General features: G+C 65.8%; 14 protein-coding genes. 6 read left to right on the top strand and 8 right to left on the bottom strand.

Annotation, left to right across the window (positions count from 1 at the left end; genetic code table 11):
• Nucleotides 1–11 precede the first annotated feature (11 nt).
• Nucleotides 12–620 (bottom strand): nicotinate-nucleotide adenylyltransferase, encoded by a 609-nt coding sequence (locus AC0X69_RS16900; protein WP_482609047.1) that lies wholly within the window; start codon nt 618–620, stop codon nt 12–14.
• A gap of 124 nt (nt 621–744) precedes the next feature.
• A complete protein-coding gene (locus AC0X69_RS16895) occupies nt 745–2,049 on the bottom strand; it encodes a glutamate-5-semialdehyde dehydrogenase (RefSeq protein WP_482609045.1) in 1,305 nt (434 codons plus the stop codon).
• Nucleotides 2,050–2,150: 101 nt separating this feature from the next.
• On the opposite strand from AC0X69_RS16895, the gene AC0X69_RS16890 reads away from it, so the two are divergent.
• Entirely contained in the window at nt 2,151–2,882 is a 732-nt protein-coding gene (locus tag AC0X69_RS16890; RefSeq protein WP_482609043.1) for a class I SAM-dependent methyltransferase, read from the top strand.
• A gap of 165 nt (nt 2,883–3,047) precedes the next feature.
• Nucleotides 3,048–3,950, top strand: a complete 903-nt coding sequence (locus AC0X69_RS16885; RefSeq protein WP_482609041.1) for an EamA family transporter — start codon at nt 3,048–3,050, stop codon at nt 3,948–3,950.
• Between the two features lie 160 nt (nt 3,951–4,110).
• Here the strand turns inward: AC0X69_RS16885 and lepA are convergent, their stop codons facing one another.
• From lepA to AC0X69_RS16870, 3 genes are all read right to left on the bottom strand, one after another.
• Nucleotides 4,111–5,916 (bottom strand): translation elongation factor 4, encoded by a 1,806-nt coding sequence (lepA, locus tag AC0X69_RS16880; RefSeq protein WP_482609039.1) that lies wholly within the window; start codon nt 5,914–5,916, stop codon nt 4,111–4,113.
• Between the two features lie 184 nt (nt 5,917–6,100).
• On the bottom strand, nt 6,101–6,694 hold the full coding sequence (locus AC0X69_RS16875) for a hypothetical protein (RefSeq protein WP_482609037.1): 594 nt from the start codon (nt 6,692–6,694) through the stop codon (nt 6,101–6,103).
• A 196-nt stretch (nt 6,695–6,890) separates the two neighbouring features.
• Complete coding sequence (locus tag AC0X69_RS16870) at nt 6,891–7,199, bottom strand: hypothetical protein (protein ID WP_482609036.1); 309 nt, start codon at nt 7,197–7,199, stop codon at nt 6,891–6,893.
• 192 nt (nt 7,200–7,391) lie between these two features.
• On the opposite strand from AC0X69_RS16870, the gene AC0X69_RS16865 reads away from it, so the two are divergent.
• From AC0X69_RS16865 to AC0X69_RS16855, 3 genes are read left to right on the top strand one after another with little or no spacing between them, the layout of a single operon-like run.
• Nucleotides 7,392–9,233, top strand: coding sequence for a sensor histidine kinase (locus AC0X69_RS16865; protein WP_482609034.1), 1,842 nt, complete (start codon nt 7,392–7,394; stop codon nt 9,231–9,233).
• Nucleotides 9,226–9,987 (top strand): peptidoglycan-binding domain-containing protein, encoded by a 762-nt coding sequence (locus AC0X69_RS16860; RefSeq protein WP_482609032.1) that lies wholly within the window; start codon nt 9,226–9,228, stop codon nt 9,985–9,987. Before AC0X69_RS16865 ends, AC0X69_RS16860 begins: the two co-directional genes overlap by 8 nt.
• Nucleotides 9,988–10,035: 48 nt before the next feature.
• Entirely contained in the window at nt 10,036–10,377 is a 342-nt protein-coding gene (locus tag AC0X69_RS16855; RefSeq protein ID WP_482609030.1) for a DUF1491 family protein, read from the top strand.
• Between the two features lie 2 nt (nt 10,378–10,379).
• Here AC0X69_RS16855 and AC0X69_RS16850 read toward each other — a convergent pair whose 3' ends face one another.
• Nucleotides 10,380–11,441, bottom strand: a complete 1,062-nt coding sequence (locus tag AC0X69_RS16850) for a DUF2336 domain-containing protein (protein WP_482609028.1) — start codon at nt 11,439–11,441, stop codon at nt 10,380–10,382.
• Between the two features lie 138 nt (nt 11,442–11,579).
• On the opposite strand from AC0X69_RS16850, the gene AC0X69_RS16845 reads away from it, so the two are divergent.
• Nucleotides 11,580–11,789, top strand: a complete 210-nt coding sequence (locus tag AC0X69_RS16845) for a hypothetical protein (RefSeq protein WP_482609026.1) — start codon at nt 11,580–11,582, stop codon at nt 11,787–11,789.
• 1 nt (nt 11,790) lies between these two features.
• Here the strand turns inward: AC0X69_RS16845 and AC0X69_RS16840 are convergent, their stop codons facing one another.
• The gene (locus AC0X69_RS16840) at nt 11,791–12,315 is read right to left on the bottom strand and encodes a CAP domain-containing protein (RefSeq protein ID WP_482609024.1); all 525 of its coding nucleotides are present in this window, start codon (nt 12,313–12,315) and stop codon (nt 11,791–11,793) included.
• A 42-nt stretch (nt 12,316–12,357) separates the two neighbouring features.
• Nucleotides 12,358–15,039 (bottom strand): DUF3772 domain-containing protein, encoded by a 2,682-nt coding sequence (locus AC0X69_RS16835; RefSeq protein ID WP_482609022.1) that lies wholly within the window; start codon nt 15,037–15,039, stop codon nt 12,358–12,360.
• Nucleotides 15,040–15,080 lie beyond the last annotated feature (41 nt).

The following is a 15,080-nucleotide window of genomic DNA, read 5'->3' as shown; positions in this document are numbered from 1 at the left end:
CGCCGAGCCGCTTACGAAGGCGGCTTGGCGCGCAATTCGGTCGACGAGCGCTCGAGTCTCGGCCCGTGCAGATAGACGATCGCGGGCGGCGGCGTCGCGGCGAGCATCGCCGCCTCGCTCTCGGGAAGCCGCGCATCCTCGAAATAGACGGCCGCCTTGGCGCTCGCCGCCTTGAGCGTCGCGCCCGGCCGGTCGATGACGGCGATCGGCGTCGATCGCGCAATCTCCCGCCATCGCCGCCAGCAGTGGAATTGTAAAAGATTATCCGCGCCCATGATCCAGACGAAACGCACGCCGGGACAATGCGCGTGAAGATAGTCGATCGTGTCGCAGGTGTAGCGCGCGCCGATCTCGGCCTCGAACCCCGTGAAAGCGACGCGCGGATCGCGGACGATCTTCTTCGCCGCAGTTATCCGCGCCTCGATCGAGGGCAACGCGCGCGCGTCTTTCAGCGGATTGCCGGGCGACACGATCCACCACAGCCGATCGAGCTTCAGGCGCGTCAGCGCGACGCGCGAGACGAGCGCATGACCTTCATGCGGCGGATCGAACGAGCCGCCGAAGAGGCCGATGCGCATGCCCGGCGCGTGGGGCGGGAGACGAATGACCGACCGCGTCATTCCCGACGCTCGCTCCGCGAGCGATCGGGAATCCAGAGCAACCCCAGCATTTTGTGGATCGGCTCTGGATTCCCGGTCAGGCCTGCGGCCTGCCGGGAATGACATCCACGCGAAATGATACCTCTCACCCCCGCACCTGGCCGTCGCCGTACACCCGATATTTGAAGGAGGTCAGCTGCTCGACGCCGACGGGACCGCGCGCATGCATGCGGCCGGTGGCGATGCCGATCTCGGCGCCAAAGCCGAATTCGCCGCCGTCGGCGAATTGCGTCGAGGCGTTGTGCAGCACGATCGCCGAGTCGACCTCGCTCATGAAACGCTGCGCCGCATCGGCGTCGCGCGTGATGATGCAATCGGTGTGATGCGAGCCGTAGGTCTCGATGTGGTCGACCGCGCCCTCGAGCCCGTCGACGACCCGCGCGGCGATGATGGCGTCGAGATATTCGGCGCGCCAATCGTCTTCGCTCGCCGGCTTCACGCGCGCGTCCGCGGCTTGTGTTGCGGCGTCGCCGCGCACTTCGCAGCCTGAATCGATCAGCATGGAGACGAGCGGCGCGAGATGCGTCGCTGCGCAGTCTTTGTCGACAAGCAGCGTCTCCGCCGCGCCGCAGATGCCGGTGCGCCGCATCTTGGCGTTGAGCAGCACGCGCTTCGCCATTTCGAGATCCGCGTCTTTATGCACGAAGACATGCACGATGCCTTCGAGATGCGCGAAAACGGGGACGCGCGCCTCATGCTGCACGCGGGCGACGAGGTTCTTGCCGCCGCGCGGCACGATGACGTCGATATTGCCGTCGAGCCCCGCAAGCATTGCGCCGACGGCGGCGCGATCCGCCGTCGCGACAAGCGAGATCGCCGCCTCGGGAAGCCCCGCCGCCTTCAGCCCCGCGGCAAGGCAGGCGTGAATCGCCGTCGACGAGCGAAGGCTCTCCGAGCCGCCCCGCAGAATCGCCGCGTTGCCGGCCTTGAGGCACAGGCCGCCCGCGTCAGCGGTGACATTGGGGCGGCTTTCGTAAATCACGCCGATGACGCCGAGCGGCGTCGACACGCGCTCGATCTTCAAGCCGTTCGGCCGCTCGAAACTCGCCAGAACGCGGCCGACGGGGTCGGGAAGATCGGCGATCTCCTCGAGACCGCGGGCGATCGCCTCGACGCGGGCGGGATCGAGCGTCAGCCGGTCGAGGAAGGACGCCGCCGTGCCGCGCGCCCTGGCGTCGGCGACGTCGAGCGCGTTGGCGGCGAGTATGGCGCCGCTCTGGCGACGAATTTCGCCGGCGGCTGCGCGCAGCGCCTTGTTCTTGGCGTCGGTCGAGGCGAGCGCCATTCGCCGCGCCGCCGCCCGCGCGGCGCGCCCCAGCGCGACGAGGGAGTCGCCGAGCGATGCGTCGGCGCCGCCCTGCGGCGCGTTACTGCGTAATGCCTGCGTCATGGCCGTCTCTCTTCGAAAGCTTGCGCCTCGCTATCACGGCGCCCAGCCTAGGGAAAGCCGCGGCCTTGCAGGGCTTTGCGCGATATGGAAAAAGATCCGCCATGTCCGCGCTCCAAGACAATCCTTTCGCCGGGCCGATCGGCGCCGAATATGACGTGCTGCGGCTGATGTGCCCGAACGCCGCCCTGCTCGCGCGCAAGATCGGCGAGCGGGTCGCCGATTGGCGCCGCGGCGAAGGGCCGCTCAATGGCTTCGAGATCGGCTGCGGAACCGGGATCAGCACCCTCGCTGCGCTCTCGGCGCGAGACGACCTCAAGCTCACCGCGGTCGACAGCGCCGGGGAGATGCTCGACCAGGCGCGCGTTAATCTCGCGGATTACGCCTCGGCGGGGCGGGTCAAGTTCATCGAAGCCGATGCGCTCACGGCGCTGCGCGCGCTGCCGGGCGCGAGCATCGACGTCGTCATTTCCAATTATGCCGTCCACAATTTCCCCAATGACTACCGTAAGGCCGCCGTTTCCGAAGTCTTTCGCGCCTTGAAGCCCGGCGGAATTTTCGTCAACGGCGACCGCTACGCCATGGACGATCCGGCGGCGCATCTTGCCGATACGCAAGCCGTCGTGCGCGGATGGTTCAAGATTTTTACTCAAATGAACCGCCTCGATCTGCTCGAAGACTGGGTCATCCACCTGTTGAGCGACGAATCCCCTCTGCACATCATGTATTTCGAGCCTTCGCTCGAGCAGCTGCGCGTTTCAGGCTTCGCGCCGGTCACGGTCGAATTCCGCGACGGCGTCGACACGCTGGTGACGGCGGTAAAGCCTGGCGGGTGACGCCAAGCAATCCTGGCCTGTCATTCCCGGAGGACCGAAGGTTCGACCGGGAATCCAGAGCAACCCCCAAGAACGCTGGTCTCCCGATCGCGCTTCGCGCGTCGGGAATGACTCAGGAGCCTCGCGGCCGTTCCCACGTTAGCCGCCCATGCGCTATAGCGCGCCATGGACCTCGCGCTTCTCGCTCTTCTGGCCTCGCTCGTCACCGCCATCTGCCAGTCCGTCACTGATCTCGGTACCAAGGCGGCGACGCGGACGGCCGACGACCGCGCCATCCTCGCCGCGCAGTGGTGCGCGGGCGCGGGTCTGCTGATCGTCGCGTGCTTCGTGTTTTATCCGACACTGCTCGCCACGCCACGCGAGACGCTCGCGTCGCTGACGAAGCGGGAATTCTGGACGCTGCTCGCCTGGTCAGGCGCGCTCAACGTCGTCGCCTATGCGCTTTATATCCGCGCCTTTCGACTGTCCGACGCGTCGCTCGTCGCGCCGCTCGTGCTGCTCACGCCCGTGCTGATGCTGTTCACCTCGCCGATCATGACCGGCGAGATGGCGCCGCCGATGGGAGTCTTCGGCGTGCTGTTCACCGTGCTCGGCGTCGGCCTGCTCGACGCCGACCAGGAGAGCGGACGGCGCTTCAACTTCCATGTCTTTGCGCGCGACAGAGGCGCGCGGATGATGATCGGCACCGCGGTGATCTGGAGCGTCACCGCCAACATAGACAAGCTGGGCGTCAGGGCGTCGACGCCGCTCATTTGGATAACGGCGGTGACGATCGTCATTTCGCTCTGCGCCCTGCTCTACTGGGTCGCCGGGCGGCGCGCCGCGCCAAGCGCCTTCCAGCTGCGCTACGCGATCGGCGCCGGATCGGCGATGGCCTTCGGCAATACTTTGCAGATGTGGGCGCTCACCGTGCTGTTCACGCCTTATGTGATCGCCATCAAGCGATTGTCGGCGCTCTTCACCGTGCTCGCCAGCGGACATGTGCTGAAGGAAGACTCGAACGGGCGCCTGTTCGGCGCCGCCGTGATGCTTATCGGCGCGGTGATGATCGCGCTTGCGCGGGGGTAAAGCGTTTTACGGATGCCTCAATTGTCCGTCATGGCCGGGCTTGTCCCGGCCATCCACGCCAGGACGGTGCGCCCACTTCGCAAGACCAGCCGAGCCCCATCGCGTGGATGCCCGCGACAAGCGCGGGCACGACGCGCGAGAGGGTTCGGGCGAACACCCCCTATTCCTCCATCTTCAGCGCCGCGATGAAGGCCTCCTGCGGAATTTCGACGCGGCCGAACTGCCGCATCTTCTTCTTGCCTTCCTTCTGCTTCTCGAGGAGCTTGCGCTTGCGGGTCACGTCGCCGCCATAGCATTTCGCGGTGACGTCCTTGCGGAAGGCGCGCACCGTCTCGCGCGCGATGATCTTGCCGCCGATCGCCGCTTGGATCGGCACCTGGAACATATGCGGCGGGATGAGCTCCTTGAGTTTCTCGCACATCTGCCGGCCGCGTCCCTCCGCGCGCGTGCGATGCACCAGCATGGAAAGCGCGTCTACGGGTTCCGCGTTGACCAGAATGCTCATCTTGACGAGATCGCCGGCGCGATAGTCGGTGATCTGATAATCGAATGACGCATAGCCCTTCGAGATCGACTTCAGCCGGTCATAAAAGTCGAACACGACTTCGTTGAGCGGCAGATCGTAGACCGCCATGGCGCGCTTGCCGACGTAGTTGAGATCGACCTGAACGCCGCGCCGGTCCTGACAGAGCTTCAGGACCGAGCCGAGATATTCGTCGGGCGTCAGGATCGTCGCCCGGATCCACGGCTCCTTGATCTCCTCGATCTTCACGACGTCCGGCATGTCGGCCGGATTATGCAGCTCGATCTCGTCGCCGTTCGTCAGCGTGATCTTGTAGATGACCGAGGGCGCCGTGGCGATCAGATCGAGATCGAACTCGCGCTGCAGTCGTTCCTGAATGATTTCGAGATGCAGGAGACCGAGGAAACCGCAGCGGAAGCCGAAGCCGAGCGCCGCGGAGGTCTCCATTTCGTAGGAGAAGCTCGCGTCGTTGAGGCGCAGCTTGCCGATGGCCGCGCGCAAATCCTCGAAATCGGCGGCGTCGACCGGAAAAAGCCCGCAGAACACCACGGGCTGCGCCGGCTTGAAGCCCGGCAGCGGCTCGGTGGTCGGCTTTTTGTCGTCGGTGATCGTGTCGCCGACGCGCGTATCCGCGACCTGCTTGATCTGCGCCGTGATGAAACCGACCTCGCCCGGCCCGAGCGAGGCGACGTCCTGCATCTTGGGGCGGAACACGCCGATCTTGTCCACCTCATAATGGGCGTCCGTGGCCATCATCTTGATCTTCTGGCCCTTCTTAAGGGTCCCATCGAAGATGCGCACCAGAACGACGACGCCAAGATAGGCGTCGTACCAGCTGTCGACGAGTAGCGCCTTGAGCGGCGCCTTTTCATCGCCGTTCGGCGGCGGCAGGCGCGTGACGATGGCCTCGAGCACGTCGGGGATGCCGATCCCGGTCTTGGCGGAAATGAGCACGGCATCGGAGGCGTCGAGACCGATCACCTCCTCGATCTGTTCCTTGATGCGGTCGGGCTCCGCCGCGGGCAGATCGATCTTGTTCAGGACGGGAACGATCTCATGGCCCGCGTCGATCGCCTGATAGACATTGGCGAGGGTCTGCGCCTCGACTCCCTGCGAGGCGTCGACCACGAGCAGCGAGCCTTCGCACGCCTTCAGCGAGCGAGAGACCTCATAGGCGAAGTCGACGTGGCCGGGTGTGTCCATCAGATTGAGGACGTAATCCTTGCCGTCCTTGGCCTTGTAGTTGAGGCGAACCGTCTGCGCCTTGATGGTGATGCCGCGCTCGCGCTCGATGTCCATGGAATCGAGCACCTGCTCGACCATTTCGCGCGCGGCGAGCGTTCCGGTCTCCTGGATGAGCCTGTCGGCCAGGGTCGATTTGCCGTGGTCGATATGCGCGACAATCGAGAAATTGCGAATGTTCTGGATTTTGTGGGCGGTCATGCGCGCGGGGATAGCAGCGCCCGCCCAGGAAGGAAAGGGCGGGGGACGGCACTGCCCGGCGGGGCGGCCGCGTGGAAGGGGTTTGCCGCCCGCCGACCTCCGGAGCCCCTTCCTTGTACGCGGCTAAAGGCGCGGCATGACGGGGCGTCGCGGCGTCGATTCACGCGAGCCGGCGTGTTGAAGGCTATTTCTTCTCCATACGCGCGTCGAGCTCCGCCTTGCCTCGGTTGAACAGCTCGATCGCCTTCGGGACCGCCCAGCGAATGAACGCGTCGGCCGCCTTGACGGCGATGCAGCCGATCTGGGTGACGACCGCGATGGTCTTGTCGAACCAGGGCAGCGCCGGACTGTCCGCCGGAATCTTGCTCCTGACCCAGGCGACGCCCTGCTTGGTCTTCTCCGCGACCAGATTCCACAGGACCACAGCGGGATCGGAAGACGGCGCCGTCTCGATCGCGTGGCGCAGCCGGGCGACCTCCGCCGCCGCCTCGTCGGCGCGGCGACTGGCCGCTTCGAGCTGGCGGGACGTTTCGAGCGCTTTCGTGGACGCCTCGGCCTTCTCCGTGGCCAGGCGGTCGCGCTCCGCCGTCATCGCGGCGAGGCTATCGCGCAGGTCGTCGCGCTCCTTGGCGTAGGCGTTGGCCTTCGCAACGATTTCGGACTTCTCAAAAATCTGCCGGTCGCGCTCCATGCGCGTCGCCTTGAGCTGTTCCTGCAGATTGTTCAGTTCGGAGCGGGAAACCGTATCTTCGGATTGCGACGAAGTTTCTTCGGACATGGCCGCCTCCTTCAGGAGAGGATGGCTCGCAATGTGCGAACGGGTCGCGCGCGAGCAAAAGGGAATGGCCTCGGTGGCGGTTCGGCCTCAAAATCGCGCGCCAAGCGCGAACATGTTTAGTGTCAAAAAACTGATTCGGCAAAATCCGTCGCAGCAGCTCTGCCATTGCACGCTACTCTATCGTGGATTGCCTGACTCAATGCGCGCGCCCAGCGGCCGACTGCGCGCGCTGGGCCGCCGAAAGGCAATCGCGCGGCGCCGCGAGGCATTTGTCGCGCGCCGCCACCGCCAGCGCATCGCCGCCGGCGCGAACGAGCGAAGCGGCTCCGTCGATGACGCTCTGCACAAACCCGCCCGCGTCCTGCGCCGCAACGGCGCGCGCGGCGACGCTCTTCCGCGGATTGGGCGCATGATCGCCACGCCACTGCAGCGCCAGCAAGACCAGGAGAATGCAGATCGCGCATTTGGCGAGAAAAACCAAACCCGTCTCCTTCAGAGAACGCATCTCTCCAAGAGAGATGTCGCGGCCGGGTTGAGCCTTCGTAAACGCGCCATCGGATTCTTCGCGCTCCGCGCTTCGGCAATAAACTGAAAACCATGACGACGCGTCGTCGATTGACTGTTGCGGCTCTCGCATCGGCTTAGCGGCTGCTTAAGGACGCTCTGCTATCCATCGCGCCGATGAGGAGCGTGCGCCTTGAGTAGCTTCGCCGACGAGAGCCCGTATGCATCTTGCGTAGACGCCGCGCTGCATGAGCGCGTCGCCGGACGGCCGGTGGAAGAGGCGCGTCATCGCGCCTTCATCATCGCGCGGCTTATCGTCGCCGCCTCTATCTTGCTCGCGGCGCCGCTGTTTCTGCTCTTCCACGGCGCGCCGAGCGCGGGCGAGTCGCTCGTGTTCCTTCTTGCGCAGGCGCCGCTGATGTCGGTGATCGTGCTGTCGCGCACTGGAGATTTGCGCGTCGCGCGGAGCCTCTCGATCGGCGGCTGGCTAGCTTTGGCGACGGCGATCCATGCGCTGACGCCTGGCTATGATGCTTTCTCGGTCGCGCTGCTGCTCGTTGCGCTGATCGAGTCCGCGCTCACGCCCGAAGTCGGCGCGGTCATCGTCATCGAAGTCGTCGCGGTCGCGGTTCTGGCGCTGACCGCCGGGCAGAATCTGCGCGCGTCGCGCGAACTGCTGACAGAACATGCCGCCGCGGCCGGCTTCGTCGCGGCGGCGTTGCTGCTGTATGTCGCCGCGCTCGTTTTTGGCGCCGTGCGCGTGGAGAAGACGCGCGCCCAAGCCGAAGCGCAGCACGACCGGGATCTTCGGCTCCTGACAGGAGCCGTCGGCGACATCCTGCTGCATCTCGATCGCGCCGGCTTCGTCAACACCGTCGTTGGCGACAAGCATCGCGCCTTTGATCTCAACCGGCGCGACCTGCTTGGGCGCGAGTTGTTCCAGCGCATTCATGTCGCCGATCGGCCAATTTTCCTCAAACTCGTGTCGGACGCATTCGAGGGCAACGCCGCGACCGCAGCATTTCGTGTCCAGATCGGCGTCACGCACAATGCTTCGAACGGGTTCGTCGAACCGGTGTTCAACTACTTCGAGGCGCGCATGCGCCGCGCCCAATCGAATGTCGAGAATGGCGCGCCGGATTCCGTCCTCTGCGCCTTGCGCGACGTGAACGTCGGAATCGAAGCCGATATCGCGCTGGCCGTGGCGCATTCGGCCGCCGAGCGCGCCGCAAGCAGCAACGTGCGCCTTCTCGCCAATGTCAGCCATGAGCTGCGCACACCCCTTAACGCCATCATCGGCTTTTCGCAGATGTTGGCGACGGACGAGATTGCGCCTGCCGAGCCCGCCAAACAGCGGGAATACGCATCGATCATCAGCGACTCGGGCCACCATCTGCTTGAGATCGTCAATTCGATTTTGGACATGTCCAAAATCGACTCCGGCGCCATGCAAATCGCGCCCGAGGCCTTTTCCCTGCAAGCCCTCGCCGATCAGTGTTGCGACATGATGCGGCTGGAGGCTGAGCGCCAAGGCGTGACGCTCGCGCACGAATATGCGAACGCGCCTGCAGAGATCGTCGCCGACAAGCGCGCCTGCAGGCAGATCCTGATCAACCTGCTTTCCAACGCCGTGAAATTCACGTCCAGCGGCGGCGTGGTGAAGCTGACGATTCAGGCGGAAAACGATCAGGCGGTTCTCTCCGTCGCCGACGATGGCGCGGGCATCGCCGCAGGCGATCTCGCACGGATCGGCGATCCCTTCTTTCAGGCGCGCGCATCATCCGATCGTCGGCGCGAAGGAACGGGCCTCGGACTATCGGTCGTGCGCGGACTGGTGGGTCTGCACGGCGGCTCGATCGCCGTCGAGAGCGGGCCGCAGGCAGGAACGGCGGTCACCGTGCGGCTGCCGCTCGATTGCCGCAGCGGCGCAGCCAGCGGTCCGGCGAGAATCGAAACGATCGCGCGACTCGGCGCGGCGCCAAGCGTGGCCGCCGTCGTCGGCGCCGAACCAGCAACGGTGAAGAAAATTGCGTGACGCCTCGCTCTACGCCTCTCGCTTTCAGGCTTCTCCCACCGACCGCGCGCCGCCGCGCGACGGACGGCGCGGCGGTCGTCGCTCATTCCTGGCGCGCATCTTCGGCGCGAAAAGGATGGGCGCGACGCTCATCCTGAGCATCGCCGCCGTCGCGGCGATCGGCGTGCCGATGAACGCGCTGTTCTTTCAGGATGGGCGCCATCCCGCGCCGCTCTTCTCGACACAGCTTCCGGCGCCGGTCACGGCCGCCGCTCCGAAGCCGCCCGCGCGGCCGGCGGCGATCGAAGCTGCGCGTCTCGCGCGCGATGAGGATCTGACGCCGCGCCGCGCCGCGAAAGACGCCATCGCCGACAAGATCGAAAAGCTCGACGGCGGCAAGAGCGCCGACGCCGCGAAGAGTGCGGCGGCAAAGCCCGAAACGCCGCGCGCGGCGGATAAGAAGCGGGACGCGATCGGCATGCTGCTGCTCGGCGAGGCGCCGCGGCCCGCCGCGAGCGCCGAAAAGACCGACAGAGCGGCGAGCGAAAAGGCGGCGAGCGGCGATAAGAGCGCGTCTGTCGACAAGAATGTGCTTTATGCGCAGCGTTCGCTGTTGAAACTCGGCTATGTGGTGCGCCCGGACGGCGTTCTGAGCAGCGCGACGCGCCAGGCCTTGCAGAAATTCGAGCGCGATAGCGGCCTGCCCGCCAAGGGCCAGGTCACGCCGAAACTGCTGCGGCAGCTGGCCGAACGCTCTCGCCTGCCGCTCCCCTGAGACGCCGGCGTTCGACAACCACGCCGCTCAAGCGCTAGTTTCCATCTCATGCGCCTGAGGTCCGACATATTCGTCTCCGCCCTGATCCGTCGCGCGGAGACGCAAGGCGCGGTCGCCATGCTGCGCCGGCGCGGCGCGGCGGAAGCCGGCGCGATTTTCGTAAAGCTCGATCGGCTCGACGGACGCGCCGCGGTCTATGGCCCCGCGCCGCAAAGCGAAGAACCGCCAGAGGGCGTCGATCGGCTGTTCGCCCGGGTCCATGCGGGCGACTGGCTCGATCCGGCCGACGCCGAGCAGAGGCTCAAACGCGAGATCATGTTCGACCCGGACCTCTGGATCGTCGAGATCGAGGATCGCGCAGGTCGCGTCTTCGTCGACCTCGCCGCATAGCTCTAAGCGGACTGATCAACCTTACGCGTCGGCGGCGCCTTGGACTGCTTCGCGCGCCGCCGGATCCCCGCCGGTTCTTCTCGCACAGGACGGCGCGACGTCTCGCGCTCCGGTCGCGCGGCGCCTGTTATCGCGCCCACGATCCGCGCCGCTGCGCGCTGCGGCGTCGAGCGCATCAGACCGATCAACGCGCGCGCGACGTCGACGTCATGTCCGATGCTCTTTTCCGCGCAAAGAAAAATACGAGCCGCCGACTCCAATGGAACGCCGATTGCGTTGAGCGCCAAGGCGAACGCCTCCCCGAGATGGTCCGCGACGAGCGCGCGCGCGCGATCCTTTCTGCAGTCGAGCGCCTCGGCGAGGAGAGCGGCCAGCGCGCCGCGATCATGGCGTTGCGCCGCCGCTTCCAATTCCGCGACGAAGTCGGGGGCGGCGCGAAGCGGCGCCTCGGTCACGCCAGCCGCCAATATTTGCCGGCAGGCGTTGAGCACGATGGCGGTTCGCTCGAGACGGGTAGCCGCCAGAAACAGCGGTTCAGGATCGAGATCAAGATCGTCGCGATCGAGCAGCATGCGCGCGAGCGTCAGATCGTCCCGCGCCGCCATGATTAGCGCACGCCTCGACGCCGCATCGAAATGCGCTGAGAGGTTGCCGGCAAGCGCGCGCAGCACCTCGCGCTCGCTGCGCGAGGCGAGCGCCAGCATCGTCTCGCGATCGAGATCGCGGCGCCTCGCGATTGCCGCCGCGAATTGCGCCGTCTCGTGCTCGGCGGCGGCGGCCATTTCCTGCCGCAGATCAGGCGCGAACTGGAAGGCGAGCGCAGCCGCCGCGCCGCCCTTGTCGAAAAGACGGCCAAAGATCGAGGGCGGCGTTTCGGGATGAAAGCAGAGCGGCAGCGCTACGCGCGCGACTGTCTCAGAGTCGATAATGTCGATGAGGCCCAGGGCGAGTTTTTCAAACTGCCGGATGTCAGCCGTCGGATGCAGCGATCGCTCGACAAACTGGTCGACGACCGCGCGAAGCAACGACGCGTCGTTCCGACGCTGTTCCCTATCGGCGCCCATCACAACACCACTCGAACCCACACGCAACTCGCGGAAAATTTAGCATCCGGTCGTTGACGGAACATTAACCCTCGCCAACTCCTAATCGTCGAGACGGCTGATTCATCGTCGGCGAAAGAGAGCTTGGAGGGAATCGCCATGGGGAAGGTCATCGCCTTCCAGCCGCGCAAGAGAACCGGATCTGCGCACAGAGTCGCGCAAGAGCGCGACGCCGAGATCCTTTTCTTTCTTGGCGTGCGCTACGAGCGCATGGACGACGCTCTCGTCGACCGAAAGAAGAGCGCCGGACCGGCGTCTCGCGGCGCGACGCCGAACGGCGGCAAGCGCGGGCGGCGAATCCCCGCCTGACTCAGTCGGCCAGGACGAGCGCCCAATAGACCTTGTATTTCGCATCGGGCGCGTAAGCGGTCGCGATGCCCATCCGTTTGACGCGCTTGTCCAGCATGCGCGCATTATGCGGCGCCGAATCCCGCCATCCGGAAAAGGCTTCGGCCAGCGTGCGATAGCCAGCGGATACATTCTCCACGGCGGCCGACGTTTGAACGCCGGCGCCAGCAAGGCGGTCGCCAAGTTCGCCGCGCGCCGCAAGATCCCCGCGCCGCGCCATGTCTCGCGCCTGCGCCTCGGCGACGCCTTGCAGACCTTCGTCAAGCGACAGGGCGCCGAGCCCGCTATTGCGGCGATAGAGCGAGATCATGTCGCGCGCCGCCATAGCGTCGACATGCGCTTCGCTCGCCGCCAGAGAGCGATACATCGTCGGCTCCGCCCCGCTCGACCTGGTCGCAGGCTCTTGGCCGGCGTTGCAGCCGACGAGCATGCCGAACGCCAGGAGAATGACGACGCGAAAAAAAGGCGGCGGAGACATCAAACGCATCTCGCTCCCCATTCTTTGAGAAACAATGAACGCGCAGGAGATTTATTTCGCCGGCGCGCTGTCGGACCGGGCGGTCTCCTCCATCGAGTCGTCGGATTTTGCGGCTGCCTCGTCGTCGCTCTTGCCGCTCGCCAGATTGGCCTCGATCGCGAGGGCGCTCGCGGCGGCCGCGGCGGCGAGCTTGTCGAGTTCGGGTATATTGACGATCGTCGGCGGCGGGGGCGCCGCGGCCGCCCCGATCGATATGCCGGAGTCTTTAAGCCGCTGGTAGAGATCGAAGTGCAGGTCGCTGCGCACGCGCGCCGACTGCTCGACATCCTCGACATAGCACCAGAGCTCGAATTTGAAGGCGTTCGCCTCCATGCCGAGGAACATCACCTGCGGCGCTGGAATCCGCAAAACCCCTTCCTGCGCGCGGGCCGCCGAAAGAAGGATGTCGCGCATCTCTTCCGGATCGACGCCGGCGTGGGGCGCGACGGCGATCTTGATGCGGCCAACCTTGTCGCCGCGCAGCCAGTTCTTCACGACGCCCGCGACGAGATTGGAATTTGGCACGATCATCGTCGCGCGGTCGAAGGTTTCGATCTCGGTGGATCTCACATTGATGCGTTTGACATAGCCCTGTTCGTCGCCGACCACGACCCAGTCGCCGACGCGAATGGCGCGCTCCCAGAGCAGGATGAGGCCGGAGACGAAATTGTTGACGATCGACTGCAGGCCAAAGCCGATGCCGACGGAGAGGGCGCCGGCGACGATCGCGAGCTTTTCGAACCCCAGTCCGACATAGGACAGGGCGAGCGCCGCCGCAAAAATGAATCCGGCGTAGCCGAGCGTCGCGCTGATCGAATTGCGCAAACCGAGATCGAGACGCGTGAGCGGCAGGAAGCGGGCGTCCAGCCAGCGCCGGAGGCCCTGGGTCGCCGCGAGCGCCGCCGCGAAAAGCAGCATCGCCACCAGCGCGCTTGAGGGAGAGATGGTGACGTCGCCGATCTTGAACGAAATGAACGCCGAGCGAATATTCCCGAGGAAGTCGCCGGAGTCGTAACCGAGCGGCGCGATCGTCACCAGCGCCGCCGCCAGAAAGCAGAGCAGCGTAACGATGCCTGAGAGCAGCACGGCGAGCGGCGCAAGCTGCTCACGACGCAGGCCAAGACCGCTGATCAAGTTGCGGCCGAGGAAACTCGTCGGCGCGAATGCCGCCTCGACGCCGCCGCGCAACAGGGTGACGACGACGTAGAGGATCGCCAGGACCGCCGCCGTCCACCCGATTTGCAGAATGATGAAATTCGCGAAGGTGACATAGCCGGCGGCGCTCGCCGCCAACAGCACAAGGACCAAAAGAGCGCCGAAGAAGCGGGCCGCGCTCATCCAATCGCGACCCTCGGGCGTCGTAACGACGGCGCCTTCTTCGACTTCGGCGCGGCTCGGCAGATCAAAAAGCGCGATCGCGATGAGCCCTGCAACGAGCATCACGCCGAGTCCGCGCGTCACGATCACGAGCGAGAGACCAGCCTGTACGGACTCTTCCAGCTGCTCCAGGAAACGGGCCGCAGAAAGAACCAGCGCAGCCAGCGTGACGAGTTCCGTGAGATGTCTCGCAAGCCGATCGCCGGGATCGATGAGCCGCCACTTCGGATGCGAGGGCGCGAAAACCGCGCGTGCGATCGCATAGGCGAAGGCGACCCGCGCGACGCCCTCGACAAAGCGGCGCCAGATCGGCTCGAGCGCGGCGTCGATAAGATCGAAGGCGTCGAAGGCAAGGCTCAGAGCAGCCACCGCCGCGATCGGCGCCGACGCGAGGACGAGCGCCGTCCATCCGGCGGCGGCGGCCTTGCGCAAGGGCGTCGGCGCGGACTCGTCATTCGAACGCCAGCCCACGCGCCTCGAAAAAAAGAGCGCCAGGGCGAGGCCAGCTGCGATCAGGAACAGAAGGGCGAGAATCTGCGCGCGCCGGCCGCTGTTGACGCGGTCCACGACATTGGCGGCTCGATCGGAAAGATAGCGCGCCGAATCGCTGATGACGGCTGGCGCGCCGTCGAGCGCGGCGCTCCACAGCGACGGAGAGAATAGACCGCTCGTGCGCAGAAACAGATTCTTGGCGAAGAGTCCACGCTGGCGGGCGACGATGGTCACCGCGACCTGCCGCGCCTCGAGCAACATGGCGCGCGCCCGCTTCACAGTGGCGTCGAACGCATCGTAAAGGCGTCGCTGGTCTTCCAGCTCCGCATTGGCGCTGACCCGCGCGGCGGCGTCGGGAGCGGCGGATTCGGCCGGCTTCGCATCGGACGAGTCCGGCGCGGCCGGCGGTCCTCTTCCCGGCGGCGGCTTCTCGACGCCGTTCTTCGCCGCGGGCTTTGCCGGCCGCTTTTGCTCAGCCGGCGCCTCAGGCGCTTTCGGAGGCTCCTTCGGAGCCTCCTGCGGTTTCGCGGCGGCGGGCGCGAGCTCCCTCAGTCGCGCTTCGACCGCGACGAGATGTGGCGTCAGCTTCTCGATCGTTGCTTCGAGTTCGTGCGGCAATGGTTCGATACGCGCGCGCAGACTGCGCAGCGCCGCGTCGGAGAGGTCAGGCTGCTCCAGCGCCTTCTGCACTTCGTCGAGCGTGTCGCGCGCGCGGTCGAGACGCGCATTGAACTGTTCGATCGAATCTGGCGCTTCGTCGGCGCGCAGTCCGGGAGCGATGATTGTCACTATGAGAATGGCGATCAGGAGCGTGAGTTTACGCACATGCGTTCCTTAAGTGGATCGAGCCGATAAGGTCGTCTCGA

The sequence above is a fragment of the Methylocystis sp. Uni0008 genome (genome assembly GCF_056838045.1).
The sequence above is the reverse complement of the archived record's forward strand: the minus strand, read 5'-3'. Positions and strand labels throughout refer to the sequence as shown.